Genomic DNA, 26,327 nt, shown 5'->3' with positions numbered 1-26,327 from the left:
GCTCCTAGCTCAGCAATCGCTTGCTCAGCCTGGCGCATTGAACGCGGATGTCGGGAATGGCGTCGATCTCGAAGAAAGTGCCGCGCGTCAGCGGGCCGACCGCCAGGATCTTGGCGGACACGCCGCCGTCGCTGGCGATGATCTCGCAATTGGCCGACACGTCGAGGCCGATGCGCAGCGGGTCCGGCCGCGCCAGGCCGCGATCGACCAGCGAGCGCACGACGCTGTTCGGCGAGGTCGAGATGTCCCGGACGATGCCGGCGCAATCATAGATGCGGGCGACCTCGAAGGTTTCGAGGCGCTGCGTGTGGCGCGACTGGACCTCAACCGTGAAGTCGCCGTTCCGGGCGATGTCGACGACGCGCCCGGCGACCAGGCGGATGCGGCCGGATTGCACGGCCTCGGTGACGCGGGCGTAAACTTCGGGCGCCATGCGATGGCGGTGGATGTCCCACCAGGCCTTGGTGTGTTCGACGAAGCGGCGCTTTGCGGATGCTGGCCAGTTCTGCCAGATCTTCTGGTTGAACGGCCGCAAGCCGTCGACGACGTCGCGCCAGTCGACGCCGGCCTTCTGGTTCTCCTTGATCAGGTCGCGGAACCAGCCGACGAAATAGGACAATTGGGTGCCGAGCGGGATGTCGGCGACGTCGAGCTTGATCGGATTGCCCTTGCGATGCGGCGAGGGCAGCAGGCCGCGCCGCGACACCGCGACGATGTCGCCGCGATGGCCGCGCTGCTCCAGCGAGAGGAAAGCATCGACCATGCTGAGACCGGTGCCGAGCACCATGACGCGGCTGTCGGCGGCAAGTGCCGTGTCGGCTTCCGAGCCCATCCTGATCGCATGCCCCTGGGCCGGCTCCTCGTCATGGCCAGTGGCCAGCACGCCGAGATGGGCGACGACGCTGGTGCCGTTGGCCAGCGCCACCTCGACGCCGGACGCGGTGGGCGTGATCGACAGGCTTTCCTCGCGGATCAGGCGCAACCGGCCGGTTTCGCGCTCGCGCGTTTCCAGCTCGTCGAGCAATTCCTTGAGGTAACGGGCATAGAGACTGCGCGGCGCGTAGACCGGCGCCTGGTCCGGGGTCGCCAGGCCGCGCTCCAGCAGCCAGCGCCAGAAATTGCCGGGATCGTCGGCATAGGCGCTCATGCCGGCGGCACTGACATTGAGCACATGCGCCGACAGCAGCGTCGAATAGGCGATCCCCTGGCCGAACTGCGGGCGCTTTTCGATCAGCGTGACGCGCAGATCGGGATTGGGCGATTTCAGGAGATGCGCGGCCATCACCACGCCGCTGGCGCCGCCGCCGACAATGATGATCGAGTTGGCGCGCCCGGTCATGCGCGGGACTGCCTTGTGCCAGGCGCCGGCGTCAGGCCTGGATTTTCAACGCCGTCGAGAGCTCGTCGCCAGCCATGTCGCGCATTTCGGCGAGGCTGCGCTGATCGAGCACCTCGGCGATCGCCTGCCGGACCTCGAGCATCAGATGTCGGACTTGGCATGTCGCCTCGTTGCAATCTTCACAGCGCTGGTACTGGGTGCGGCTGGCGCAAGGAATGGGCGCCAGCGGCCCGTCGAGCACGCGCACGACGTGGCCGACCTTGATCTCGTCGGCAGGCCGCGCCAGGCGGTAGCCGCCATCCTTGCCCTTGCGGCTCTGAACGAAGCCGGCATTGCGCAGCTCGCCGAGGATGGCGTCGAGAAATTTCTTCGGGATGTTGTTGCCGGTGGCGATGTCGCCAACGAAAGCGAGCTGTCCGGCCGGCAGTTGCGCGAGGTGTACGAGCGCCTTGAGGCCGTACTTGCCCTTTTTCGTGAGCATGAAATCAAAATTTCTCTGTCAGGCGACGGCGCGAAACCATCGGTTGCGGAACGCCTGGCGTGCGACCCCGTCGCGTCCAAGCTGCCATGACACATAAATTCTAGTGACATGATGGACAAGCCCAGAGCTGTTGATTTTGCTTCGTTTTCAAGCCGCTATGGCCATTTTGTCAGGACTTTGTGCCCGCAGGGACACAAACGCGCAGAACTTTGACGGCCGAAGCGCGTTGCCGGCGATCATCGCGATAAGGTGGCCGCTCATCGTCGCCTCCAGTTCCCAATGTCGATAAGATTACTATACTTACCCTCGAACACGCGGAACAGGTTTTTAAATCCACGGCTGTTTGAGGCATGGATTTGCCCCATCACAGGCTAGACGGGGAATCTCGTTCGCAGCGCTCACCGCCCGGCCGTGGCGGCAGCCAGACAGGGTAGCGCACAAGCGAAAGCGGCTCTGTAGCGATCCTTCCCACCCCCTCTGTCCTGCCGGACATCTCCCCCGCAAGGGGGAGATTGAGCGCTCGACCGCCTTCGCCAATCTCCATCGTTGCCGGGGTGGGCGCGGCGTCGAAGCTGCCGATCTGCCCCTTGCGGGGGAGATGTCCGGCAGGACAGAGGGGGGTGGGCGGGAACTCGACAGAACGAGCTTTTCATTCTGCGTCTTCGGCTGACGTCAGGTCGTCCCAAGGTCTGCTATCCGCTTCCGCAACCCGCCACCGGTGGCTTTTTTCTAACAACTCCACCTTGGTTGGAAGGATTTAACTCTACAAGAACGATAGAATTAGCGGACTATCATTGGGCATTCCGGTTTTCTCGTTTTCAGGAGCCCTTCATGTCCACCATTTCGCGACGGCATCATTCTGCTCTCATCGGCGGCACTTGCGTGTGCTGCCTTCCTCGGCCCGGCCTTGGCCGACGATCTCAAGATCACCATCGGCTACCAGACGGTGGTCGAGCCCTCGAAAGTGCCGCAGGCCGACGGCACCTATGAAAAGGCGACGAAGGCCGCCATCGACTGGCGGAAATTCGATTCCGGCGCCGATGTCATCGCCGCGGTCGCTTCCGGCTCGGTCGACATCGGCTATGTCGGTTCGAGCCCGCTGGCGGCGGCGGCGAGCCGCGAGTTGCCGATCCAGACCATCTTCGTCGTCGGCCTGATCGGGCAATCCGAGGCGCTGGTCGCCCGCAACGGCGCCGGCATCGAGAAAATCGCCGACCTCGCCGGCAAGAAGGTGGCCGTGCCTTTCGTCTCGACAACGCATTACAGCCTGCTCGCCGCGCTGAAGCATGAGGGCGTCGATCCGAAGGCGGTCGAGATCCTCAATCTGCGGCCACCCGAAGTCGCGGCGGCCTTTGCGCGCGGCGACATCGATGCGGCCTATGTCTGGGATCCGGCGCTCGGCCAGATCAAGACGACCGGCAAGGTGGTGCTGGATTCCTCGCAGGTCGCCGCCTGGGGCGCGCCGACCTTCGACGCCTGGATCGTGCGCACCGACTTTGCCGAAAAGAACCCGGAAGCCGTGCGCGACTTCGTCAAGGTGACCGGCGCGGCCTATGCCGAGTACCTCACCAAGCCGGATGCGTGGTCGGTGTCGACGCCGCAAGCGGCGGAGATCGCCAAGCTCACCGGCGCCAAGCTGGAGGAAGTGCCGCAGCTGCTCAAGGGCTACGTCTTCCCGACGCTGGAAGAGCAGGCCTCGGACAAGTTCCTCGGCGGCGGCACGATCAAGGCGATCGAGGCGGCGTCCACCTTCCTCAAGGAGCAAGGCAAGATCGACGCGGTGCTGCCCGACTATTCCAAATACGTCTCGTCGAAATACGTCACCGAGGCGCTGGCCTCGAACTGAGCGCCCGGCTGCACCTGAACGCGCGCGGATCTTCTTCCCTGACGCCGCGTGCTGCCTGCCCCGGAACCGCTGACGAGGAGCGGTTCCGGGGCAGTCGGATTGTCCATTCGTTTGAGCCTGATCTCTGGACAAGCGGAAACCGTTTGTCCGAGAAAACCGGACGCCACTTTTCGGGATCATGCTCCAGAACCTCCTGCGAGGGCTCCATGTCGCATCTCGTGCTCGACAGAATCTCGATCCACTATGACGGCCAGCCGACACCTGCCGTCGAGCGTGTGTCGATCGACGTCGCCAAGGGTGACTTCGTCGTGCTTGTCGGCCGATCCGGCTGCGGCAAGACCTCGCTGCTCAATGTCGCCGCCGGCCTGGTCGCGCCGGCGCGTGGGCATGCCACGATCGGCGGCGAGCCGATCACCGCGCCGGGCTCGGACCGGGCCGTGGTGTTCCAGAACGATGCGCTGTTTCCGTGGCTGACGGCGCGCGAGAACGTTGCCTTCGCGCTGCGGCTGCGTGGTGCCAGGCCAGCCGAACGGACGCGCCGCGCCGACGAGCTGCTGGCGCTGGTGAAGCTCGCGGATGCCGGCGACAAGCGCATCTGGGAGCTTTCCGGCGGCATGCGCCAGCGTGTCGGCCTGGCCCGGGCGCTCGCCGCCGAACCTGAATTCCTGCTGCTCGACGAACCGCTCGGCGCGCTCGATGCGCTGACGCGCGAACGCATGCAGACGACGCTGCTCGACCTGTGGACGGCCAGCGATGTCGGCGTGCTGATGGTGACGCATGGCATCGAGGAGGCGCTGGTGCTCGCCACCCGCATCGTCGTGCTGGCTCCCGGACCGGGCCGCGTGGTGCAAACCTTCGAGCCCGGCTTCTCCAGGCGCTACGCAGCCGGTGAAGCTATCCGCGGCATCAAGGCCGATCCGGCCTTCGCGGCGGCGCGCGGCGAATTGACCGACGCGATCTTCGAAGGAGAAGTGGCATGACCATTTCATCCTATACGGAACGGCCGGGTCGCAGAAATGACGAGGCCGACGGCCTGTCGGTACCGTGGTCGCGGCCCAGCCCGAAGCGCAAAAGCATTTCGGCGCGCATGATCAGCGCGGTCACCATCCTGGTGGTGCTGGCGGTGTGGGCGCTGTCGGCCCGCCTGCAACTGGTGTCGCCGGTGTTCCTGCCCTCGCCTGTCGCCGTGTGGAACAAGTTCATCGTCGTCGCCCGTGACGGCTTCGTCGATGCGACGCTGTTGCAGCATGCCGTGGCCAGCCTGGTTCGCGTGTTTGCCGCGCTGGTCGCCGCCGTCATCATCGGCGTGCCGGTCGGGCTGGCGATCGGCATCAGCGCCATAGGACGCGGCATTTTCGATCCGCTGCTCGAATTCCTGCGGCCGATCCCGCCGCTCGCCTATCTGCCGCTGGTCATCATCTGGTTCGGCATCGGCGAGCCGTCGAAGATCCTGGTGATCACTATTGCCATGCTGACGCCGGTGGCGCTGTCGACCGCGTCAGGCGTTCGCGGCGTCTCGCAAGAGCGCATCAACGCGGCGCGTTCGCTTGGCGCGACGCGCGCGCAGGTGGTCCGCCATGTGACCCTGCCCAGCGCGCTGCCGTCGATCCTGACCGGCTTGCGCATCGCGCTCGGCGCCGGCTGGTCGACGCTGGTCGCCGCCGAACTGGTGGCGGCGACGCGCGGGCTCGGCTTCATGATCCAGTCAGCCGCCCAGTTCCTCGTCACCGACGTCGTGGTGATGGGCATACTGGTGATCGCGGCCATCGCCTTCGTGCTCGAATTCACCATCCGCAGGATCGAGCGCGTGCTCGTCCCGTGGGCAGGAAAGGAATGATCGGAAAAGGGAGAATGACGGTGACCCATTCCACCGCCGTGCTGTTCAGCCATTTCGGCGCCTGGCTGCTGGGCCTGGCGTCCGATGACAAACGGACAAAAGAAGATGGCCCGCGATCGCCGACGCCTGTCCAATTCCAGGCCGGACGCGACCGCCTGCCGCCGCGCGACGAGAGTTTTTACTGGGCCTGGCAGTATTGGTCGCAGTGAAGGGGCCTCCTGGACGGCACACAGCGGCCAATCACAAGCCTTCGAGACTGGCCGAGACATCCCTCTCTCGCCAGGGGTGCCCGTAGAAAATATTTCACGCTGCGCCATCAACTCGCAAAACCATTTCTCTACTAAGTTTATAGACCTACCTAGCCTGATCCATCTTCCACCCGGCGGGGACTTTCCCGACGCCGATCCGCATTGAAGGAGAGGATCATGTTCAATCTAACGAGACGTGTTTTCGGCATCGGCCTGCTGGCGGCGAGCGTTGCGATGTCGTTCGGCGCCGCGGCGCAGGAGTTGAAGCAGTTCAGCATCGGCTATCAGAAGACCGGGCTGCCGGTGATCGCCAGGCAGCAGCAGGTGATCGAAAAGGCGCTGAGCGACAAGGGTGTCACGGTCAAGTGGGTCGAGTTCACCGCCGGTCCGCCGCTGGTCGAGGCGCTCAATGTCGGCGCCATCGATGCCGGCTGGACCGGCGACGCACCGCCGATCTTCGGCCAGTCGGCCGGCGCCAACATCGTCTATGCGGCGGCACTGCCGTCCAACGGCGACGGCGAGGCGATCTTCGTCAAGCCGGCGTCGCCGATCCAGTCGGTCGCCGACCTCAAGGGCAAGCGCGTCGGCGTCGGCAAGGGCACCAGCGCGCATAATCTGCTCGTCGCCGCCCTGGAAAAGGCCGGCGTCCCCTTCGGCCAGATCACGCCGGTCTATCTCAGCCCGGCCGATGCGGCGGCCGCCTTCGCCAGCGACCAGATCGATGCCTGGACCGTCTGGGACCCGTTCTTCGCCATCGCCGAAACCCGCTACCAGCCGCGCGTGCTCGCCCGCTCCAGCGAGGTGCTGAAGGTCAACACCTATTTCCTCGCCAACAAGGATTTCGCCAAGGCGCATCCCGAAATCGTCACTACGACGATCGCCGCCCTTGGCGAGGCGGCGAAATGGGCGGACCAGAACCGCGACAAGGTGGCCGCGGCGCTGCACGAGGTGACCGGCGTGCCGCTCGATGCGCAGACCATCGCCGCCAACCGCACCAAATTCGGCATCTTTCCAATCACCGACGAGATCATCGCCAGCCAGCAGGCAACCGCCGACCGCTTCTACAAACTCGGGCTGATCCCGAACGCGGTGCGAATTTCCGACGCGGTGTGGACCGCACCCGGCAATTGATTTTGTCCAGGCGGCGCCGGGTGAGACCGCCCGGCGCCGCTTCCCGTTTTCGCCTGTCCAGGAGATCCATCCATGACCAGCTCCACACCGCTTGATTTCTTCTGGTTCATCCCGACGCATGGCGACGGCTCCTATCTCGGCTCCGAGCAACAGCAGCGGCCGCCCGAGTTCGGCTACTTCAAGGAGATCGCGCAGGCGGTCGACCGGCTCGGCTTTCCCGGCGTGCTGCTGCCGACCGGGCAGAATTGCGAGGATTCCTGGATCACCGCGACGGGCCTCGCGACACTGACCGAAAAACTCAAATTCCTCGTCGCGCTGCGGCCCGGCGTGACGCTGCCGACCTTCGCCGCGCGCCAGACGGCGGCGCTCGACCGGCTGAGCAACGGCAGGCTGCTGCTCAATGTCGTGGTCGGCGGCAACCCGACCGAGCTCGCCGGCGACGGCGTCTTCCTGCCGCATGACGAGCGCTATGCCCAGGCGCACGAGTTCCTGACCATCTGGCGCGGACTGGTGTCGGGCGAACGCGTCAATTTCGACGGCAGATACTACCGCGTCGAGAACGGCCGCCTCGACCTTCTGCCGCTGCAGGAGCGGCCGCCGCTCTATTTCGGCGGGTCGTCGGATGCGGGCCAAGACCTCGCCGCCGATCTCGTCGACATGTATCTGACCTGGGGCGAGCCGCCGGCGCAGGTGGCCGAGAAACTGGCCTCGGCACGCAGCAAGGCAGCGCTGCGCGGCCGCACGCTGCGCTTCGGCATCAGGCTGCACTTCATCGTTCGCGAAACCGAGGACGAAGCCTGGCGCGCCGCCTACCGGCTGATCAGCCATGTCACCGATGCCCAGATCGAAAATGCGCAGGCGCGCTTCCTCAACCAGATGGACTCGGTCGGCCAGCGCCGCATGGCCGAACTGCATGGCGGCCGCCGCGACCGGCTGGTCGTCTCGCCCAATTTGTGGGCCGGCGTCGGGCTGGTGCGCGGCGGCGCCGGCACGGCGCTGGTCGGCACGCCGGAGCAGATCGCCGAGCGTATCCGCGAATACCAGGCGATCGGCATCGATACCATCATCGGTTCGGGCTATCCGCACCTCGAGGAAGCCTATCGCGTCGCCGAGCTTTTGTTTCCGAAGCTCGGGCTCGGCAGCAGGCGGCTCAGGGCGCGCGAAGACATCGCCAACGAATTCTCGGTCGGCTTCCATGGCGCCGCCCGCCTGCAGGCCGCGTCATGAGCTTTTCTGCGCGCCTCCACAGGAACGGCATCGGCTGGCTGCTGCCGGTGCTGGTCATCGCCGGCTGGGAAATCGCCAGCCGCGCCGGCGTCATGCCGCCCAACGTGCTGCCGGCGCCAAGTGCCGTCGCCGAGGCCTTCTGGCGGCTGACGCTGTCGGGCGAGCTGATCCGCAACATCGGCGTCAGCACGGCGCGCGCGCTTGCCGGCTTCGCCGTTGGCGGCTCGATCGGCTTTGCGCTTGGCCTTGCCAACGGGCTGTCGACACTGAGCCGTGGCCTGACCGACACGACGCTGCAGATGATCCGCAACATTCCGCATTTGGCGCTGATCCCGCTGGTCATCCTGTGGTTCGGCATCGACGAAGAGGCAAAACTGTTCCTGGTGGCGCTCGGCGTGTTCTTTCCGATCTATGTCAATACGCTGCTCGGCATCCAGAGCGTCGACCCGCAGCTGGTCGAGATGGGCCGCGTCTACGGCATGGACCGCCCGGCCCTGTTCTTCCGGGTGATCCTGCCCGGCGCGCTGCCGGCGATCTTCGTCGGCCTGCGCTATGCCTTGGGCATCATGTGGCTGACGCTGATCGTCGCCGAAACCATCTCGGCGAGTTCCGGCCTCGGCTACATGGCGATGCAGGCGCGCGAATTCCTGCTGATCGATGTCGTCGTGCTGTCGATCCTGATCTACGCGCTGCTCGGCAAGCTGGCCGACAGCCTCGCCCGCCTGCTCGAGCGGCTGTCGCTCGGCTGGCATCCCGCCTTCCAGAACGCTTGAGGCTCCTCGATGCCCGCAGCCAACCTCGCCGCCGTCCGTTCGTTTGTCGCCACCCCGCTGCAGCCGGAGCAGATCGAGGAGAAACCGCGCGCCTTTGCCTTCAGGGGCGCAGGAAAACGTTTCGGCGACAAGACCGTGCTCGACGGCATCGACCTCGACGTGCCGGTCGGCCAGTTCGTCGCCGTCATCGGCAAGAGCGGCTGCGGCAAGAGCACGCTGCTGCGTCTGCTGGCCGGGCTCGACCGGCCGACAGCCGGATCGCTGACATTCGGCTCGGCAGAGGAAGGCCACAGCCGCACGCGCTTCATGTTCCAGGAGCCGCGGCTACTGCCGTGGGCCCGTGTGGTGAAAAATGTCGAGGTCGGGCTGACCGGCATCGCCTCCGCCGCGGACGCAAGGCAGCGGGCGCTCGCCATTCTGCGCGAGATCAGGCTCGCCGATCGCGCCGACGAATGGCCATCGGTATTGTCCGGCGGCCAGAAGCAGCGCGTGGCACTGGCCCGCGCGCTGGTCGGCCACCCGCAGATCCTGGCGCTCGACGAGCCGCTCGGCGCGCTCGACGCCCTGACCCGCATCGAGATGCAGCAGCTTCTGGAACGCATCTGGCTCGCCCAGAAGTTCACCGCTGTTCTGGTCACCCATGATGTCGCCGAGGCGGTCGCGCTCGCCGACAGGGTGGTGGTGATCAGCGCCGGCAAGATCGCGCTCGACCTCGATGTGCCGGTGGAACGGCCACGCCGGCGCGGTTCGGTCGAGCTTGCCCGCCTCGAAGGCAGGATTTTGGATCGGCTGTTCGGGTAGGTCTGTCGGGGGCGGCGCGATTGAGGAGCGGCTTCCCCCACTCCGTCGAGCTTCGCTCGACACCTCTCCCCCTCCGGAGGGAGAGGAAGGGCGCCAACCTCGCTTAAGCTCGCGCCTTTCCTCTCCCCGTCGATCGGGGGAGAGGTGTCGAGCGAAGCTCGACGGAGTGGTGGTCGACCCTTTCATCGAAGCTCTACCGGTTCGCCCATACCAGTCCCACCAGGCCGACCAGCATGGTGACGAGGCCGACATAGAGCCATTGCGACTGGCCGGTCATGAAGCTGCCGCCGATCACGCCGGCGCCCTGCAGCGACCACAGCGCGCCGATGGCGACCACGATCAGCGCCAGCAGATTTTTGGTCAGTCTCATTGACGGATCTCCCTTTCGAAGTCGATCGGTTGCGGCGTTGTGGGCGCGATGAAAGAACCGAAGGAAGGGACCCGACCGCGCTCACTTCTACTTGGATATCAACGTTCGATCTTGTCAAACAAGTCGCTGATCTTGGCACGAAGATCATCGGAAATTGATCATCCGCCTGCCGAAAATCCCTAACAGACTGTTACCCGGCGACTCCAAACGTGTACCTTTGCCATGGAACCGCCAGATGCTTGCCGCATTTGCCGCCTTATTTGGTACCTAACGGCTGGGGTCTGTCAAAAACGGAGCCATCCCCCAAATATGAAGAACGCAAAACAGACCGCGCTTGTCGCGGTAACGGTCGTTGCTGGCCTCATGGTCGGCGCTTCCACCACCTCGGCAAACGCCGCCGGCCAGTGCGGCCGCGCCTCCTGGTACGCGCTGCACTCCAGGACCGCATCGGGCGAGCGCATGAACCCGTCGGCGCTGACCGCCGCCCACCGCACCTTGCCTTTCGGCACCAAGCTTCGGGTGACCAACCAGAACAACGGCCGCAGCGTCGTCGTGCGCATCAACGATCGCGGCCCGTTCATCAGGGGCCGCGTGCTCGACCTGTCGAAGGGTGCGGCGGGCCAGCTCGGATTTATCGGTTCCGGCCACACCGCCGTCTGCATGGCGCGCGTTTGAACTGGCTATGACTCGGACCATGACCTTTCCGAAAACCGCAATCCACTTTTCGGGATCATGATCGGGTGTCCGGCGCCAAGGCCGGACACATTTCGTACACACTTCGCAAAGCACAGTGAGCCGGCTGCGCCGTTCAGGCCGAATTTTCAGGGCATTGGACGAAAGATGCATTTGTCACGCCACATGACGTATTGCATCGCAGCAATTAGTTGTTAACCTCGCCGCGAGACATTTGAGGCTCGGCGCTGCTCGTCGTCCCTTCGGTCGCAGCAGCAGCGGGGTCCTTAATGTTCTACCAGCTCTATGAAATGAACCACGCCGCCGTGCAGCCCGCGCGCGTCTACGCCGACGCGGTGCGCCTGTTCTACACCAATCCGCTCAATCCGTTTTCGCATACGGCCTGGGGCCGTTCGGTCGCGGCGACGGCCGAACTGTTCGAACGCACCACGCGCCGCTACGGCAAGCCGACATTCGACCTCGACAAGACCGTGGTCGACTGGAAGAGCGTCGAGGTCACCGAAAAGACCGTGTGGTCGCGGCCGTTCTGCGATCTCGTGCGTTTCGAACGCGACGCGCCTGCAGGGCGCCGGCCGGATCCGAAGCTGTTGATCGTGGCGCCGATGTCGGGCCACTACGCGACGCTGCTGCGCGGCACGGTCGAAGCGATGCTGCCCCATGCCGACGTGCACATCACCGACTGGGTCGATGCCCGCATGGTGCCGCTCGCCGAAGGCAGCTTCGATCTCGATGACTACATCGATTACATCATCGACATGCTGCACACGCTGGGGCCAGACACGCATGTGATGGCGGTGTGCCAGCCTTCGGTGCCGGTGCTGGCCGCCGTGGCGCTGATGGAATCGCGCGGCGACCCCTTCGTGCCCTCGACGATGACCTTGATGGGCGGGCCGATCGACACCCGCCGCAACCCGACCGCGGTCAATCTCCTGGCCGAGGAAAAGGGCATCGACTGGTTCCGCGAGAATGTCGTGATGCGGGCGCCCTGGCCGGTGCCGGGCTTCGGCCGCGAGGTCTATCCCGGCTTCCTGCAGCTGTCCGGCTTCATGAGCATGAATCTCGACCGCCACATCATCGCCCACAAGGACTTCTTCATGCACCTTGTGAAGAATGACGGCGACAATGCCGAGAAGCACCGCGATTTCTACGACGAATATATGGCTGTCATGGATCTGACGGCGGAGTTCTACCTGCAGACCGTCGACACCGTCTTCGTGCGCCATGCCTTGCCCAAGGGCGAGATGACGCATCGCGGCACCAGGATCGACACGTCCGATATCCGCAACGTCGCCCTGTTCACCGTCGAAGGCGAGAACGACGACATTTCCGGCCTTGACCAGACCAAGGCGGCGCATGATCTGTGCGTCAACATCCCCGCCGACAAGAAGGCTCACTACATGCAGCCGGCGGTCGGCCACTACGGCGTGTTCAACGGCTCGCGCTTCCGCTCCGAAATCGTGCCGCGCATCGTCGACTTCATCACCAGCTATGGCCGCCAGGACCGTGTCGCGGTGAAGCCGAAACTGGTCCGCGTCGCCAAGAGATAGTCGCTACGGCGACATCAAGAGATAGGCCGGCAGCGAGATAATGGCCAATTGGCCAGCGAAATCCGGCCGGCCGGCCGATTCTGTTGCACAAGTGCCGCTGTCCTGCCGCTCGGGTAACCATGCCACAAATCTGACCGTCATCGTAATTGACACGGACTGTAAATCCCCCTTAACCTTTCGTTAATAACAAAGGGGCGAGCGGGGACAATGACTTCCTCACCACTAGGGCGAAAGCTGCGCTTGTGCGTGGCAGCCGGGCTGGCAGTAACGGGAGGCTGGGTGGCACCGGCCTTGGCGGCCGGAGCGATGGCGACCGGGGGCCTCACCTCGCAGCCGATCGGCCACTATGATTTCTGCAAGCTTCATGCGGGCGAATGCTCGATCCGCCCGAGCAATCTGGCGCCCGCAGCGATGACCGACGGGCTGATGCGCAAGCTGATCAACGTCACCGCCAGGGTCAACGCCGCCGTCAAGCCGATGAGCGACATGGATATCTACGGCAAGGACGAGGTCTGGGCCTATCCCGACAAGGGCGTTGGCGACTGCGAGGACTATGTGCTGGAAAAGCGGCGCCAGCTGTCCCGCATGGGCATATCGCTTGCCGACCTGCTGATGACCGTCGTGCGCAAGCCGGACGGCGAGGGCCATGCGGTGCTGACGGTGCGCACCGACAAGGGCGACTACGTGCTCGACAACCTGAACGACAAGGTCAGGCCGTGGGACCAGACCGGCTACCGCTTCCTCAAGCGGCAGGCAATCGACAACACCGGCCGCTGGGTCTCGATCCGCGGTGGCCAGCAGGTGCTGGTCGGCGCGGTGCAGTAGCGCGCGTGTTCAGCTACTTTCGGTAGATACCGGAACTCGGCGCCGCCCCTCATTGTCCTGCCGGACATTTCTCCCCGTATAGAGACGGGGAGAAAGACGCTCTCATCACTGACTCACCCAATTGTCGTCGTCGCGATATGGCGCCAACGTCGCGGCCAGTCCCTTCTCCCGTCACTATACGGGGAGAAGGTGCCGGCAGGCGGATGTGGGGCAGCGCGACGCTGCAAGCTCTGCGCTTCGTGCACGCCTCCAACAATCCGCATTTCTCCATGAACCATTTCCTCCCAGCCGCCGACACATGGCTGTGGACGCAAACCAACCATGGAGACTTCGGATGACTGCACTTTTGCGAAACGCACTTCTCGCCGCCGTCGCGCTATCGGCCCTGGCCGGATCCGCTTTGGCCGATCAGACCATCACAGGCTGCGGCAAGACGCCGACCAACGATCTGTGGAGCGGACGCTGTTGCGGGGTCGGCGACTCGAACTGCCTGGGCGGTGGCAATGACGGCCACGACCATGGAAACAAGGGCGGCCGGGGAGACAAGGGCGGCACGGCCGGCAAAAAATGATCTCACCGCAGCTGCCGGCCGGCGGGCAGCTCTTCACATGAGGCGAACGCCGGGGCGCGAGCAGAGGGAACGCGCGCCCCTGGCGCACCGCCGCCAGAGCGGTTCATCGTTTCACGGAAACGTCGAACCGCTCTATCTCTTTGTCCAGCGCCGGTTACCCCCGGCGGCCCAGCGCGGCGCGGATCGACGCGGTGATGCGGCGCAGCTCCGCCTCGTCGAGTTTCTCGATGTTCTCGGCCAAGAGATTTGCGAGTTCGGTGGCGGCGGGGCTGAGGCCCGACGTGTCGAGTTTGACACGCGGGTGCGAAGCTTCGGCCAGCCGCGCCAGTTCCTCGGCGTCGTCCCAGATGATGTTGAAATAGCCGATGATCTTCTGGATCAGCGTCCAGGTCGGCGCACCGCGCCGGCCATGCTCCAGCGCCGACAGATAGGCGGCGCTGACGCCGATCGCCGCCGCCATGTCCTTCTGGCTGACACCGCGTTCGCCTCTGAGCGCGCGCAGCTTCTCGCCGAACGGGGTCATTCGGGCGTCCTCATGCACGCTGCCGCCGCAGGCGGATGTAGAGCGCGCCGGAACCGCCATGATTGCGGGCGGCATGGTCGTGGCTGGAGACGAGCGGCCGGAAGGCGGGCGTCGACAGCCAGGCGGGCACGGCGCGCCGCAAGACACCGTCGCCGCCCGAGGACGAGCCCTTGCCGGTGATGACCAGCACGTAGCGGATGCCGCCGGCATGCGCCCGATGCAGGAACGAGAACAGCAGCGAATAGGCCTCGTCCTGGGTCAGTCCGTGCAGATCGACGCGGCCCTCGATCGGCAGCCGGCCTTTCGACAGTTTGTCCAGCGTCGGTTCGTCGAGCGCATGCGCGACATGCTGCGTCTTCGGCTTTGCCGCGCCGGCCTGATTGGCAATCGGCTGGGCCGGTTGCGCCGGCGTCGGCCTGGCCTCGGCCGCGATGTCGGGAATATCGACGGCAATCCTGCCCTTGAGCGGCTTGGCGGTGCGCGCCACCAGGTTCCACAGCACCCGGTCGTCCTCGCTGAGCTTGTCCGAGCGCCGAGTCATCGATTCGTACCCGAAATGAGGCCACGCGGCACAAGCGCATGAAAATCGGCCGCATTGCGCACGACGCCCGCGATCTCGCCGGCCGCATCGCCTGAACCGGCGAAGAGATCTCCCCGCGCGGGCCCGGTGATGGCCGAACCGGTGTCCTGCGCGATCATCAGGCGCCGGAACGGTTTTGCGTCGAACGCGGTCAATGATGGCGCGTCGATATAAAACGGCGTGCCGAATGTGTGCAGCAGGCGGTCGACGGCGATAGAGCGGCCCTGCGTCAGCGGCACCTTGGCGGCGGCGATCGGACCAAGGGCGGCGTCCTCGACATCAGCCTCGCGGAAAAAGATGTAGGAGCGGTTTTGCCAAAGGATCTCGTCGACACGGTCCGGATGCGCCTTGAACCAGGCGCGGATCGACTGCATCGTCACCTCTGCCAGCGGGATCTCTCCCAATTCGCTCAAGACCTTGCCGGGTCCGGTGAAATGCTGGCCGGATTTGGCGGCATAGGTGACGCGGCGAAGCCGGCCGTCGGTCATGTTCAGTCTGGCCGCGCCCTGCACATGGATGAAGAAGGCATCGACCTTGTCGGCCAGCCAGGCGATTTCCAGGCCCATGCCGTCGAGCGCGCCGCGCTCGATGGCGCCACGATCGGGATACTCGACCGGTCCTTCAGGCGTCTGGCGGGCAAAGGCGAGGTAAGGGTCCATGCCCGGCGGCCGGTTGGCGTCGTCGACATCGACGAGATCGGCTGGACGCGACAGCAGCGGCACCGGAAACCGGTCCGTCCGCACCGGCGACGCCTCGACTTGCGGTTCGTAGAAGCCGGTGACGAGGCCGACAGTCTCGGCGCGGATATTCATCGGGACAAAGTGACGCTCGAAGAAGGCGCGTGCCTGCGACCGATTCGCCGGCGAAACAAAGCGGGCCTCGGCGTAGGCCTCGGCAAAGGCATCGAAGTCGACGCCGAGCGCGCCGCTGCGATAGGGCTTGGTCAGGACGTGAAAGGCGGAACGGCGAAAGGCGGCGAAGGCCGCCAGATGGTCGTCGTCATCCCAGCCGGGGAGATCAGCAAAAGACCTGGCGACAAAGAGAGGCGATAGCGACACCGCGGAGCCTCGCCGCTTATCCCGGGTTCAGTCTTCTTCCTCGGTGGCGACGAGCTTCCAGTTCGGATCGCGCGAGCGTGTGTCGCGGGCGAAGGTCCAGACATCCTTGACCTCGGCCACCGTTTCGGGATCGCCGTCGATGACGGCGCCGGCCTTGTCGCGGGTCGCCGAAATCAGCTCGCTGATGATGCGCAGCGTGACATGCGCCTCGCCGCCCTTCATCTCGGCCGAGACGATATCGGCCTTGTCGATGCCGACGAAAGACGACTGGATCTTTTCCGCCTTGGCCTCGCGTTCGCCGATCGCGGCGACAAAGCCGTCAAAAACCTCGCGCGACAACAGGTTCTTCAGCGTTTTGCGGTCGCCGTCGGCATAGGCCATGACGATCATCTCATAGGCCATCTTGGCGCCGTCGACAAAACCCTTCGGGTCGAAGGACGGATCATTGTCCTTGATCGTGCGCAGACCCTTGTTGAGGTCGGTGTCGGGCTTGGCGAAGGCGTCGATGGCCGCATAGGTGTCGGCCGCCGGCTCGCCCGGCAACCGCTTGCGCGGCAGCGAAACGACGTTTTCGGGTTTCTGGGCGGCATCCTTGTCGCCGGTGCGGGCGGCCGTATAGGGATCGAAGGGCGGCCGTTCGCTGCCTGTGCGACGGCCCAGCACATTGCGCAGCTGGAAAAAGATGACCACCGCCGCAATCAGGAAGAAAATCGTGCCGAAGTCGAAGAATCCCATATCTTCCGCCAATCAATCCCTGCCCTGTGGCCGGACCGTCTGGCCAAGGGGCCACGGTCGCATAGCGTTCAACATTCAAAGCATATAGAACGCAAGGCGCAATCATTCAAATCAAAGGCAGGCATACCTATCTAACACGCTCAGTGCCAGCGGCGATTGCTCGCCGGCGACCAAAACCAGGAATTGGCCATACCGATCGAAAGGCCAAAACAATCTAGAGGGTCGGCAAAGACTTTGCGCATTTCGTTCCTTCCCCTTTTTGTCCTCGCGCTGCCGCTGCTGGAAATCGCCGGCTTCGTGGTTGTCGGGCGCCAGGTCGGCGCGCTGGCGACGGTCGGCCTGGTGCTGGCGTCGAGCATCGCCGGCGCCTTGCTGCTCCGGCACCAGGGTTTCAGCGTCATGACGCGGATCCGGGCCGAGATGGACGCCGGCCGCGATCCGAGCCGGCAGCTCGCGCATGGCGCCATGATCGTGCTGGCGGCGATCCTTTTGATCATCCCCGGATTCATCACCGACATCATCGGCCTGCTGCTGTTCCTGCCGCCGGTCCGCGACCTCGCCTGGCGGACGTTGAAGAGCCGTGTCGTGCTCGCCACCAGTTTCAGCACCGGCGGCTTCCGCGGCCGGCAACGCGACAAGACCATCGACCTCGACGATGGCGATTATTCGCGCAGCGATGACTATGCGCGCGGCCCGGACCACAACTCTCCCTGGCGCCGCCTCAAGGACGAGTAGGGGCTCCCTCATATCCGGACGGAGAAGCAAGGCGGCAAACCTTGTCTTGTCATGCCGACCATGGTAGCGAACGCCCGATTTCAATTCGGTCAGCGATGCTGCCCAGGCAAAGAGGACAAAGGCTTATGGCAAGCAAAGATGACGCGCCCGTCGGCGCAGCCAATGGAAACGGCAATGCGGCGCAGCCGTCGCTCAACGTTCTGGCGCAATATGTGAAGGATCTGTCCTTCGAAAGCCCCGGCGCGCCGAATTCGCTGCGCGGCCGCGACAAGGCGCCCGGCATCGCCATCAATGTCAACGTCAACGCCAACCCGCTCTCCGACAAGCAGTTCGACGTCAACCTGACGCTGAACGCCAAGGCCTCCTTCGACCAGGAAGTGCTGTTCAATGTCGAGTTGGTCTATGGCGGCGTGTTCGCGATCAGCGGCTTCCCGCAGGAACACATGCTGCCGATCCTGTTCATCGAATGCCCGCGCCTGCTGTTCCCGTTCGCCAGGCAGATCATCGCCGAGGCGACGCGCAATGGCGGCTTCCCGCCGCTGATGCTCGACCCGATCGATTTCGCGCAGATGTTCCAGCAGAAGCTGGCCGAGGACCAGGCGGCGTCCAAGGTCAAGGTGAGCTGAGGCCAGGTGTCGCGTTAGCGTTTGAAAAGCCCGGCCTTGTGCCGGGCTTTTGTTTGAGCGTCAGTCTCCAACATCTGCGATTGGCCCGAGACTCCCATACCTTCGTCATCCTAGGGCGGAGCAGGAGCGAAGCGACGTCGCGGAGACCCTAGGATCCATGCCGTGACGTCTGCGACGGACCAAAGCGGTCCAGGATCGACCGCGCTACCATCCCGTACCGCGAAACAGCTCGAACCACTGCGGATTGGCCTTTTCGATCAGTTCGATCTTCCATTGACGCGGCCAACGCTTCAGCGATTTCTCGCGCTGGATGGCATCGGTGATATCGAAATATTCTTCGTACCAGACCAGCCGCTGAACGCCGTAGCGACTTGTAAAACGCGAACCCTCACCAGATTTGTGCTCTGGCATGCGGCGGCCGAGATCGTTGGTGACGCCGATATAGATGGTGCCACCCTTCTGGCTCGCGGTCATGTAGACATAGCCGGTCATGAGCCAAGGCTACCGGGCAATTCGCCAGAAGAACATTCTGATGCGCAGCATTCTTCGGCGCACGTCACGGCATGGATCCTAGGGTCTCCGCGACGTCGCTTCGCTCCTGCTTCGCCCTAGGATGACGAACGTGAGGAGCGCTTCGGCCAACCTCCGAGGTTTGGGCTACCAACCTCGCTGCCGCCCAGCCTCCAAGTCGCCGCTAGTTGCCCATAACCTTCAGCCACAGCGCCTTCTCGCCCAACGTGGCGACCATGCCGGCGTGGGCGTTGCGCTCGGCCTCGGTCAGGCGCGGCGGCAGGGGCGCCGGGCGCTGGCTGACGATGATTTCGATCTGGCGGACATTCTCGCCGCCCTGCGCCGGCGCCGTCGCACTGTCGAGGACGAGGGCGGCCTGCTTGCCGCCGATCAGCTCGATATAGACCTCGGCCAGCAACTCGGAATCGAGCAGGGCGCCGTGCTTGGTGCGCCTTGTGTTGTCGATGCCGTAGCGCCGGCAGAGCGCGTCGAGCGAATTGGGGCCCATCGGGTGCTTGCGGCGCGCCAGCGCCAGCGTGTCGACGACACGGCCATTGTCGATGACCGGGTGGCCGAGGCGACCGAATTCGACATTGAGGAAGCCGACATCGAACGTCGCGTTGTGGGCGACCAGCTTGGCGCCGTCGATGAAGTTGAGCCATTCCTCGGCAATCTCGGCAAAGGTCGGCTTGCCCGCGAGGTCGGCCATGCTGATGCCGTGAACCGCCTGCGCTTCGGCGTGGATCGCGCGCCCCTGAGGATTGATATAGTGGTGGAAGGTCTTTCCGGTCGGAAAGCGGTTGACCAGCTCGATGCCGCCAAGCTCGATCACGCGGTCGTCGCGCGAATCAAGGCCGGTGGTTTCGGTATCGAAGATGATCTCACGCATCGAATCAGTCGCTCCAGGCGAGCAGAATCGTGAGACCGGAACAAAATGGCAATGGGGAACTGCGATGGCTGAGGCAATCACAACAGGTTTGCGCCGCCCCTCACCTGCCTGCCGGCATCCTCTCCCCGTATAGAGACGGGGAGAGGGGCGCTTTCATCACTGCCTTCGCCAACTTTCAGCGCTGAAGAAAAAAGCGCCGGCGTTGCGGCCAGGGCGATGAGGGGCAGCGCTGTCATCGCGCACTGTTTTTCTGAACAGATATCCCTGGCGAAGGGGTCAGTGCCCGCCGACCCCGGACAGTTCCGCAACAATCGCGGCGACCGCCGCGCGGGCGGCGTCCATCCCTTCCCCGGTGTCGACGATGAAATCGGCCTGACGGCGTTTTTCAGCATCCGGCACCTGCTTGGCCAGGATCGACGCCAGTTTGTCCTCGGTCATGCCCCGCCGCGCCAGCACGCGCTGACGCTGCACTTCCGCCGGTGCGGTGACGACGACGACCTTGTCGACGCGGTTGCGGCCACCGGTCTCGAACAGCAGCGGGATATCGAGGACCGCAATCGGCGCGCCGGCGGCGCGGTTGCGGGCAAGGAAAGCATCGGCATCGGCGCGCACCAGCGGATGGATGATGGCCTCCAGCCGCTTCAGCGCGGCACTGTCGCCGAGCACGCGCTCGCCAAGCTTCGCGCGATCGACCACGCCGGCAATCGTCGTGCCGGGAAAGGCCGCCTCGACCAGGGGCGCCGCCTTGCCGGCATAGAGGCGATGCACCGCCTCGTCGGAATCGTGAACCGGCACGCCGGCCTCGGCAAACATCTTCGCCGTCGTCGACTTGCCCATGCCGATCGAGCCGGTGAGGCCGAGCACGATCATGGTTTCGGCGCCAGATCGGCGACGATGAGCGCGCGCAGTTCGGCCGTCACCCGCGGCCTGACGCCGAACCAGCGCTCGAAGCCGGGAACAGCCTGGTTGAGCAGCATGCCGAGACCGTCGACGGTCTTCAGCTTTCTCGCCCGCGCCGCGGCAAGCAGCGGCGTTTCCAGCGGCACATAGACGATGTCGCTGACGATGGCGTGGTCCGGCAGCAGGGCCGGATCGGCGGCGAGGGCCTCATTGCCATGCATGCCGAGCGCCGTGGTGTTGACCAGCAGGCCGGCATCGGCAAGCAGTTCGCCGGTCGCCGCCATGCCATGCGCCGAGACTCCGGCGCCGAAACGATCGCGCAATTCCTGCGCCCGGGCCAGCGTGCGGTTGACGATGCGGATGTCGGCGACGCCGCGTTCCTTCAGCGCATGGATGACGGCGCGTGACGCGCCGCCGGCGCCGAGCACGACCGCCGGGCCGTTGCTCGCCCAGCCCGGCGCGTGATCGTCGAGATTGGCGGCAAAGCCGTGAGCGTCGGTGTTGCCGCCCCACAAAATGCCATCCTCGAACCACAGCGTGTTGACGGCGCCGATCTCCTGCGCGGCCTGATCGCGGCGGCCGACCAGCGCGAAGGCGGCCTCCTTGTGCGGGATGGTGACATTGCCGCCACGATAGAAATTCGCCTGCAGCGTCCGCAGGAACTCGGCGAAATCCTCCGGCGCCACGTCGATGGCCTGATAGCTGCCGTCGATGCCATGCTTGGCCAGCCAGTGGCCATGGATCTTCGGCGAGCGCGAATGTTTTATCGGATGGCCAGTGACGAAGGCCTTTTTCGACGCCTCAGCCATCGATCGCCCCGAGATCACGAAGTTCGGCCAAAAGTGGCAGCAGCGGCAGGCCGACAATGGTGAAATGGTCGCCCTCGATTTTCTCGAACAGCTGGATGCCTTCGGCCTCGACCTGGTAGGCGCCGACGCTGGCCAGCGCCCTAGCGCCGACGCGGGCCAGATGGCGGCCGATGAAGGCCGGGTCGAGCTTGCGCATGGTCATGCTGGCAATCCCGACATACCGCCACAGCACCGCGCCATCGCGGACCAGCACGGCGGCGCTGTTGAGCTGATGGGTCTTGCCCGACAGCGCCAGCAGATGACGGCGCGCACCTTCCATGTCGACCGGCTTGTGGAAGACCTCGTCGCCGAGCGACAGCGTCTGGTCGCAACCCAGCACCAGCGCGCCACGCCGGCGCTCGCTGACCTCGGAGGCCTTGGCCTCGGCCAGCACCAGGGCGACATCCTCGGGTGAAACACCGCTGTCCTGCAAGGGCGCCTCGAGCGCGCGCTCGTCGACATCGGCCGCCACCGCCTCGACATCGACGCCGGCATCGACGAGCATCGCCTTGCGGAACGGACTGCCAGAGGCAAGGATGATTTTTTCGGTCATGGTTTGCACTCGGGCGCTGACACAGGCGCGGTTAGAGTATCAACAACTCTAGTCTGCAAAGTTCGCGCTGCCCCTCATTGTCCTGCCGGACATTTCTCCCCGTATAGAGACGGGGAGAAAGGGGCAGCTCCAGAGCAGGCGTTGTTTCCGGCTACGCTGGCGATTGGCGAAACCATCGATGGCAGCGCCCCTCTCCCCGTCACTATGCGGGGAGAGGATGCCGGCAGGCAGGTGAGGGGCAGCATCGACTTTCGGCTAGAGAAGGCTCGGAAAACTCACTTTTCGCTCATTTATCTCGACTTCCCCCTCAGGGCAACGATGGCCGCCGCCGTTTCCTCGATCGAGCGGCGGCTGACATCGATCATCGGCCAGCCATGGCGTGTGCAGATCTGGCGGGCGTAGGCGAGTTCCTCGGTGATGGCGGCGCGGTCGACATAGTCGCTCGCCTCGTAAGAGCTGCTGTTGCCGAGGATGCGGTTTTGCCGGACATGCGAGATGCGCTCGGCGGTGGCGATCAGTCCGACGATCAGCGGCGTCTTGGCGTTGACCAGGCTTTCCGGCACCGGCACGCCGAGCACGATGGGAATGTTGGCGGTCTTGATGCCGCGGTTGGCGAGATAGATGCTGGTCGGCGTCTTCGACGTGCGCGAGATGCCGACCAGCACGATGTCGGCATCGTCCATATTGGCCGGCAGCTGGCCGTCATCATGCTCCATGGTGAAATTGAGCGCATCGATGCGGCGGAAATATTCGGCGTCGAGGACATGCTGGGCGCCGACGCGGCGGCCGGCCGGCGTGCCGAGATAGGACTGGAACACGGTCAGCACCGGCTCCAGCACCGACACACAGGGCAGGCCCATGGTGGCGCAGCGCTCGTCGATGCCGCGCGCCAGCTTCTGGTCGACGACGGTATAGAGGATGATGCCCGGCTCCTCCTCGATGTCCTCGAACACTTTCGCCACCTGCTTTTCGGTGCGGATGAGCGGGTAGATATGCTCGATGGCACGCGCATCCTTGTATTGCGCCGAAGCCGCCCGGCCGGCGGCGAGCAGCGTTTCGCCGGTGGCGTCGGAAATCAGGTGCAGGTGGAAGAAGCTCTGGGGTTTGTTCACAAGGGGTCACCTGGGGCTGTGGGCGGCTGTGGATAAAGCGGGATGGAAAAACGGCCCGGTCACAGGCGACTGTATCAGATGGCGGTTTGTCCACAATTCGTTGCGCTGTCAGCTTCGTCGGGCGGCTGGGGACAAGTCTGGGGACGGCTTCTTTTGTCTCTCGTCCGTCCACAGGGCAGGCTTTTCCCGGTGTCTCGTAACGCCTTGACTCCAGTGATGGATTCCCGACTGTCCCCAGAACCCTACAGTTTGGAAAGGCAAGCGCGCGACAATATGCTGGCTGGTGTTTTCCGCAGCAAAGCGGGACAGGTGACAACCACCACAACCAACAGACTCTTAGAATCAGAAGAATCTTAGATATAAGAATCTTTGATTATAGGGAGGCTGGACAAGCGAGCGCTCGATGCCCCAGAACCGGATCATGCTGGACGTCCTGAAGGGCAAGACGGTGTTCCCGCCTCCGCTCTGGATGATGCGTCAGGCCGGGCGTTACCTGCCGGAGTATCGGGAGACACGCAGACGCGCCGGTTCGTTCCTCGACCTTTGCTACGATCCCGACCTTGCCGTCGAAGTGACGCTGCAGCCGATCGAGCGCTTCGGCTTCGATGCCTCGATCCTGTTCTCGGACATCCTTGTCGTTCCGCATGCGCTTGGCCGCGACGTGCGCTTCGAGGAGGGGCGTGGCCCGCTGCTGACGCCGATCACCGCGGCCGAGATTGCGGCTCTGGAAAGCAAAACGTTTCACGTGAATCTCGAACCGGTCTACGAGACGGTCCGCCGGCTGCGGGCGAAACTGCCCGACGAGACGACGCTGATCGGCTTCTGCGGCGCGCCGTGGACGGTGGCGACCTATATGATTGCCGGCCATGGCACGCCCGACCAGGCGCCGGCGCGGCTGTTCGCGTATCGCGAGCCGGCGGCCTTCCGGCAGCTGCTCAAGGTGCTTGCCGATCATTCGGCCGCCTATCTGATCCGTCAGATCGAAGCCGGTGCGGATGTGGTGCAGATTTTCGATTCCTGGTCCGGCGTGCTCGATGACGCTTCCTTCGAACAGTTCTGCGTGCAGCCGGTGGCGGAGATCGTGCGGCAGGTTCGGGCCGTCCATCCCGATGTTCCGATCGTCGGTTTTCCCAAGGGGGCCGGCGCGCGCTACCAGACCTATCGCCAGGAGACCAAGGTGACGGGTCTGGGGATCGACTGGACGGTGCCCCTGGAGGCGGCGAAGGATTTGCAGCGCTCGGGTGCGGTCCAGGGCAATCTCGATCCCTTGCGGCTCGTGGCTGGCGGCAAAGCGCTGTCCGATGGTGTCGAGGCCATCCTGGCGGCGCTCGGAGATGGACCGCTGATCTTCAATCTCGGTCACGGCATCACGCCGGAGACGCCGATAGCCCATGTCGAGGCAATGGTGAAAATGGTGCGGAGCGCGACACGCCGATGACCCAGTCGAACGACACGAACAGCACCGGCCAGGCAATGATGCGCATGATATCAGGCATCGGTGCCCTGATCGTTCTCACGGCACTTTTGTATTTCGTCGCGCCCGACAGTTTTTATCCCTGGGCGAAGGCGATCCATGTCCTGGCCGTCATCTCATGGATGGCCGGCATGCTCTATTTGCCGCGGCTGCTGGTCTACCATGCCGATGCCGAGAAGGGCTCGGTGCAGTCCGAGACTTTCAAGGTGATGGAGCGGCGCCTGCTGCGCGGCATCGTCAATCCGGCGATGATCGTCACCTGGGTGTTCGGCCTGTGGCTCGCCTGGAAGGGCTTTGGTTTCGAGGGCGGCTGGCTGCATGCCAAGATCGGTGCCGTGCTCTTGCTGTCCGCCGTTCATGGCTATCTGGCGGGCGCGGTGCGCAAATTTGCCGAGGATCGCAATGAAAAGCCCGCGAAGCACTGGCGGATGGTCAACGAGATCCCCACATTGCTGATGATTGCAATTGTGGTCCTGGTTGTCGTCAAGCCGTTCTAGGCCATCGTGGCCCTCAAAACGTAGCTTGCTCTTTCACCCAACCGACGATAAAAGACGGGTCTTCCTTCCCGTCATGCGCCGCCTGTCATTGCTTTCGGCCGCGCCCGGCATTTGTCGCATCCCGCCGATATTTTCCCAAAGCTTACCCAGACTCCATCTATTCAAGGTCCGTCTATGCAAGAAATGAAACTCGCCGAGTTCAAGAACAAGAAACCGCCAGAGCTGATCGCTTATGCCGAATCGCTCGAGGTCGAAAACGCCAGCGTCATGCGCAAGCAGGAGCTGATGTTTGCGATCCTGAAGAAACTGGCCGCCCAGGAGATCGAGATCATCGGCGACGGGGTGGTCGAAGTGCTGCAGGACGGGTTTGGCTTCCTGCGCTCGGCCAATGCCAATTACCTGCCAGGTCCCGACGACATCTATATTTCGCCGTCGCAGATCCGGCGCTTTTCGTTGAAGACCGGCGATACGGTCGAAGGGCCGATCCGCAGCCCGAAAGAGGGCGAGCGCTATTTCGCGCTGCTCAAGGTCAACACCATCAATTTCGACGATCCCGAAAAGATCCGCCACAAGATACACTTCGACAATCTGACGCCACTTTATCCGACCAAGCGGCTGAAGATGGAGATCGACAATCCGACCAGCAAGGACATCTCGCCGCGCGTGATCGACCTGGTGGCGCCGATCGGCAAGGGACAGCGCGCGTTGATCAATGCGCAGCCGCGAACCGGCAAGACGGTTCTGATGCAGAACATCGCGCATTCGATCACTGCCAACCATCCGGAATGCTATCTGATCGTGCTTCTGATCGACGAGCGGCCGGAAGAAGTGACCGACATGCAGCGCTCCGTGAAGGGCGAGGTGATCTCCTCGACCTTCGACGAGCCGGCGGTGCGCCACGTGCAGGTCGCCGAAATGGTGATCGAAAAGGCCAAGCGCCTGGTCGAACACGGCCGCGATGTCGTCATTCTGCTCGATTCGATCACCCGCCTCGGCCGTGCCTACAACACCGTGGTGCCGTCATCCGGCAAGGTGCTGACCGGCGGTGTCGACGCCAACGCGCTGCAGCGCCCGAAGCGCTTCTTCGGCGCCGCGCGCAACATCGAGGAAGGCGGCTCGCTGACCATCATTGCCACCGCACTCATCGATACCGGCAGCCGCATGGACGAAGTCATCTTTGAAGAGTTCAAGGGCACCGGCAACTGCGAAATCCAGCTCGACCGCAAGGTTGCCGACAAGCGCATCTATCCGGCCATGGACATCCTGAAGTCTGGTACCCGCAAGGAGGACCTTCTGGTCTCCAAGCAGGATCTGCAGAAGATCTTCGTGCTGCGCCGCATCCTGGCGCCGATGGGAACCACCGACGCGATCGAGTTCCTGATCGACAAGCTGAAGCAAACCAAGACCAATGCGGACTTCTTCGATTCGATGAACACGTAAGGGGCGCGAAGGTTGGCGCTGCCCCTCATTGCCCTGCCGGGCATTTCTCCCCGTATAGTGACGGGGAGAAAGAGGCTGGCCGCAACGCTGGCGCCTTTCTTGCAACGCTGATATTTGGCGAAGCCGCCTGTGACAGCGCCCCTCTCCCCGTCACTATA

General features: G+C 64.2%; 29 protein-coding genes and 1 pseudogene. 17 read left to right on the top strand and 13 right to left on the bottom strand.

The genetic code is table 11. From position 1 onward, the window contains the following. Positions 1 to 4: 4 nt before the first annotated feature. Entirely contained in the window at positions 5 to 1,339 is a 1,335-nt protein-coding gene (locus tag ACFSQT_RS12535; RefSeq protein ID WP_379018938.1) for an FAD/NAD(P)-binding protein, read from the bottom strand. 31 nt (positions 1,340 to 1,370) lie between these two features. Further along, positions 1,371 to 1,820, bottom strand: a complete 450-nt coding sequence (locus ACFSQT_RS12530; protein WP_379018936.1) for an RrF2 family transcriptional regulator — start codon at positions 1,818 to 1,820, stop codon at positions 1,371 to 1,373. An 831-nt stretch (positions 1,821 to 2,651) separates the two neighbouring features. Between ACFSQT_RS12530 and tauA the strand changes: the two are divergent. From tauA to ACFSQT_RS12490, 8 genes and pseudogenes are all read left to right on the top strand, one after another. After that, positions 2,652 to 3,666 (top strand): annotated as a pseudogene (gene tauA, locus ACFSQT_RS12525) (taurine ABC transporter substrate-binding protein). Positions 3,667 to 3,872: 206 nt separating this feature from the next. Continuing rightward, complete coding sequence (locus ACFSQT_RS12520; protein ID WP_379018934.1) at positions 3,873 to 4,646, top strand: taurine ABC transporter ATP-binding protein; 774 nt, start codon at positions 3,873 to 3,875, stop codon at positions 4,644 to 4,646. After that, positions 4,643 to 5,503, top strand: coding sequence for an ABC transporter permease subunit (locus ACFSQT_RS12515; protein WP_379018932.1), 861 nt, complete (start codon positions 4,643 to 4,645; stop codon positions 5,501 to 5,503). Before ACFSQT_RS12520 ends, ACFSQT_RS12515 begins: the two co-directional genes overlap by 4 nt. A 14-nt stretch (positions 5,504 to 5,517) precedes the next feature. Beyond that, the gene (locus tag ACFSQT_RS12510; protein ID WP_379018930.1) at positions 5,518 to 5,712 is read left to right on the top strand and encodes a hypothetical protein; all 195 of its coding nucleotides are present in this window, start codon (positions 5,518 to 5,520) and stop codon (positions 5,710 to 5,712) included. A 273-nt stretch (positions 5,713 to 5,985) separates the two neighbouring features. Next, positions 5,986 to 6,882, top strand: a complete 897-nt coding sequence (locus ACFSQT_RS12505) for a sulfonate ABC transporter substrate-binding protein (RefSeq protein WP_379019420.1) — start codon at positions 5,986 to 5,988, stop codon at positions 6,880 to 6,882. A gap of 72 nt (positions 6,883 to 6,954) precedes the next feature. After that, entirely contained in the window at positions 6,955 to 8,109 is a 1,155-nt protein-coding gene (ssuD, locus tag ACFSQT_RS12500; RefSeq protein ID WP_379018928.1) for an FMNH2-dependent alkanesulfonate monooxygenase, read from the top strand. Continuing rightward, positions 8,106 to 8,882, top strand: coding sequence for an ABC transporter permease subunit (locus ACFSQT_RS12495; RefSeq protein ID WP_379018926.1), 777 nt, complete (start codon positions 8,106 to 8,108; stop codon positions 8,880 to 8,882). The genes ssuD and ACFSQT_RS12495 overlap by 4 nt, the downstream gene beginning before the upstream one ends. A gap of 9 nt (positions 8,883 to 8,891) precedes the next feature. Continuing rightward, on the top strand, positions 8,892 to 9,683 hold the full coding sequence (locus ACFSQT_RS12490; RefSeq protein ID WP_379018924.1) for an ATP-binding cassette domain-containing protein: 792 nt from the start codon (positions 8,892 to 8,894) through the stop codon (positions 9,681 to 9,683). 193 nt (positions 9,684 to 9,876) lie between these two features. Here the strand turns inward: ACFSQT_RS12490 and ACFSQT_RS12485 are convergent, their stop codons facing one another. Continuing rightward, complete coding sequence (locus ACFSQT_RS12485) at positions 9,877 to 10,053, bottom strand: hypothetical protein (RefSeq protein WP_379018922.1); 177 nt, start codon at positions 10,051 to 10,053, stop codon at positions 9,877 to 9,879. Positions 10,054 to 10,362: 309 nt separating this feature from the next. Between ACFSQT_RS12485 and ACFSQT_RS12480 the strand changes: the two genes are divergently transcribed. The 4 genes from ACFSQT_RS12480 to ACFSQT_RS12465 all read left to right on the top strand — a co-directional run bounded on the left by ACFSQT_RS12480 (position 10,363) and on the right by ACFSQT_RS12465 (position 13,689). Then, positions 10,363 to 10,728: a septal ring lytic transglycosylase RlpA family protein gene (locus tag ACFSQT_RS12480; protein ID WP_379018920.1), complete on the top strand. Its 366-nt coding sequence runs from the start codon at positions 10,363 to 10,365 to the stop codon at positions 10,726 to 10,728. Positions 10,729 to 11,015: 287 nt separating this feature from the next. Then, positions 11,016 to 12,293 carry a polyhydroxyalkanoate depolymerase gene (locus ACFSQT_RS12475; protein WP_379018918.1) on the top strand — a complete coding sequence of 426 codons (1,278 nt, stop codon included), beginning with the start codon at positions 11,016 to 11,018 and terminating at the stop codon, positions 12,291 to 12,293. A gap of 207 nt (positions 12,294 to 12,500) precedes the next feature. Beyond that, positions 12,501 to 13,118: a transglutaminase-like cysteine peptidase gene (locus ACFSQT_RS12470; protein ID WP_379018916.1), complete on the top strand. Its 618-nt coding sequence runs from the start codon at positions 12,501 to 12,503 to the stop codon at positions 13,116 to 13,118. A 334-nt stretch (positions 13,119 to 13,452) separates the two neighbouring features. After that, positions 13,453 to 13,689 carry a hypothetical protein gene (locus ACFSQT_RS12465; RefSeq protein ID WP_379018914.1) on the top strand — a complete coding sequence of 79 codons (237 nt, stop codon included), beginning with the start codon at positions 13,453 to 13,455 and terminating at the stop codon, positions 13,687 to 13,689. Positions 13,690 to 13,843: 154 nt separating this feature from the next. Here ACFSQT_RS12465 and ACFSQT_RS12460 read toward each other — a convergent pair whose 3' ends face one another. The 4 genes from ACFSQT_RS12460 to ACFSQT_RS12445 are packed head-to-tail and all read right to left on the bottom strand — an operon-like array spanning position 13,844 to position 16,585. Beyond that, on the bottom strand, positions 13,844 to 14,212 hold the full coding sequence (locus ACFSQT_RS12460; protein WP_379018912.1) for a helix-turn-helix domain-containing protein: 369 nt from the start codon (positions 14,210 to 14,212) through the stop codon (positions 13,844 to 13,846). A gap of 10 nt (positions 14,213 to 14,222) precedes the next feature. Further along, positions 14,223 to 14,753 carry a Smr/MutS family protein gene (locus tag ACFSQT_RS12455; RefSeq protein ID WP_379018910.1) on the bottom strand — a complete coding sequence of 177 codons (531 nt, stop codon included), beginning with the start codon at positions 14,751 to 14,753 and terminating at the stop codon, positions 14,223 to 14,225. Continuing rightward, entirely contained in the window at positions 14,750 to 15,850 is a 1,101-nt protein-coding gene (gene mltA, locus ACFSQT_RS12450) for a murein transglycosylase A (protein ID WP_379018908.1), read from the bottom strand. Before mltA ends, ACFSQT_RS12455 begins: the two co-directional genes overlap by 4 nt. A gap of 27 nt (positions 15,851 to 15,877) precedes the next feature. After that, positions 15,878 to 16,585, bottom strand: a complete 708-nt coding sequence (locus tag ACFSQT_RS12445; protein WP_379018906.1) for a Tim44/TimA family putative adaptor protein — start codon at positions 16,583 to 16,585, stop codon at positions 15,878 to 15,880. A gap of 234 nt (positions 16,586 to 16,819) precedes the next feature. On the opposite strand from ACFSQT_RS12445, the gene ACFSQT_RS12440 reads away from it, so the two are divergent. After that, positions 16,820 to 17,320: an FxsA family protein gene (locus ACFSQT_RS12440; protein WP_379018904.1), complete on the top strand. Its 501-nt coding sequence runs from the start codon at positions 16,820 to 16,822 to the stop codon at positions 17,318 to 17,320. Between the two features lie 125 nt (positions 17,321 to 17,445). Then, positions 17,446 to 17,946: a protein-export chaperone SecB gene (secB, locus tag ACFSQT_RS12435; protein ID WP_056585530.1), complete on the top strand. Its 501-nt coding sequence runs from the start codon at positions 17,446 to 17,448 to the stop codon at positions 17,944 to 17,946. Between the two features lie 204 nt (positions 17,947 to 18,150). Here the strand turns inward: secB and ACFSQT_RS12430 are convergent, their stop codons facing one another. From ACFSQT_RS12430 to ACFSQT_RS12405, 6 genes are all read right to left on the bottom strand, one after another. Next, positions 18,151 to 18,438, bottom strand: coding sequence for a GIY-YIG nuclease family protein (locus ACFSQT_RS12430; protein ID WP_379018901.1), 288 nt, complete (start codon positions 18,436 to 18,438; stop codon positions 18,151 to 18,153). 202 nt (positions 18,439 to 18,640) lie between these two features. Further along, positions 18,641 to 19,345, bottom strand: a complete 705-nt coding sequence (gene dnaQ / locus ACFSQT_RS12425) for a DNA polymerase III subunit epsilon (RefSeq protein WP_379018899.1) — start codon at positions 19,343 to 19,345, stop codon at positions 18,641 to 18,643. 276 nt (positions 19,346 to 19,621) lie between these two features. Continuing rightward, a complete protein-coding gene (coaE, locus tag ACFSQT_RS12420) occupies positions 19,622 to 20,215 on the bottom strand; it encodes a dephospho-CoA kinase (RefSeq protein WP_379018897.1) in 594 nt (197 codons plus the stop codon). Next, positions 20,212 to 21,054 carry a shikimate dehydrogenase gene (locus ACFSQT_RS12415; RefSeq protein ID WP_379018895.1) on the bottom strand — a complete coding sequence of 281 codons (843 nt, stop codon included), beginning with the start codon at positions 21,052 to 21,054 and terminating at the stop codon, positions 20,212 to 20,214. Before ACFSQT_RS12415 ends, coaE begins: the two co-directional genes overlap by 4 nt. Continuing rightward, entirely contained in the window at positions 21,047 to 21,646 is a 600-nt protein-coding gene (locus ACFSQT_RS12410) for a Maf-like protein (RefSeq protein ID WP_379018893.1), read from the bottom strand. Before ACFSQT_RS12410 ends, ACFSQT_RS12415 begins: the two co-directional genes overlap by 8 nt. Positions 21,647 to 21,936: 290 nt before the next feature. Continuing rightward, positions 21,937 to 22,758, bottom strand: coding sequence for a pyruvate, water dikinase regulatory protein (locus ACFSQT_RS12405; RefSeq protein WP_379018891.1), 822 nt, complete (start codon positions 22,756 to 22,758; stop codon positions 21,937 to 21,939). A gap of 403 nt (positions 22,759 to 23,161) precedes the next feature. On the opposite strand from ACFSQT_RS12405, the gene hemE reads away from it, so the two are divergent. The 3 genes from hemE to rho all read left to right on the top strand — a co-directional run bounded on the left by hemE (position 23,162) and on the right by rho (position 26,169). Further along, on the top strand, positions 23,162 to 24,196 hold the full coding sequence (gene hemE / locus ACFSQT_RS12400) for a uroporphyrinogen decarboxylase (protein ID WP_379018889.1): 1,035 nt from the start codon (positions 23,162 to 23,164) through the stop codon (positions 24,194 to 24,196). Continuing rightward, entirely contained in the window at positions 24,193 to 24,729 is a 537-nt protein-coding gene (hemJ, locus tag ACFSQT_RS12395; RefSeq protein ID WP_379018887.1) for a protoporphyrinogen oxidase HemJ, read from the top strand. Before hemE ends, hemJ begins: the two co-directional genes overlap by 4 nt. A 174-nt stretch (positions 24,730 to 24,903) precedes the next feature. Next, the gene (gene rho / locus ACFSQT_RS12390; RefSeq protein ID WP_112560220.1) at positions 24,904 to 26,169 is read left to right on the top strand and encodes a transcription termination factor Rho; all 1,266 of its coding nucleotides are present in this window, start codon (positions 24,904 to 24,906) and stop codon (positions 26,167 to 26,169) included. Positions 26,170 to 26,327 lie beyond the last annotated feature (158 nt).

It is taken from the genome of Mesorhizobium calcicola, from assembly GCF_042682105.1.
In the GTDB taxonomy this organism is placed as follows: Bacteria; Pseudomonadota; Alphaproteobacteria; order Rhizobiales; family Rhizobiaceae; genus Mesorhizobium; species Mesorhizobium calcicola.
Note: the sequence above shows the minus strand (reverse complement) of the source record. Positions and strands in the feature narration are given on the sequence as shown.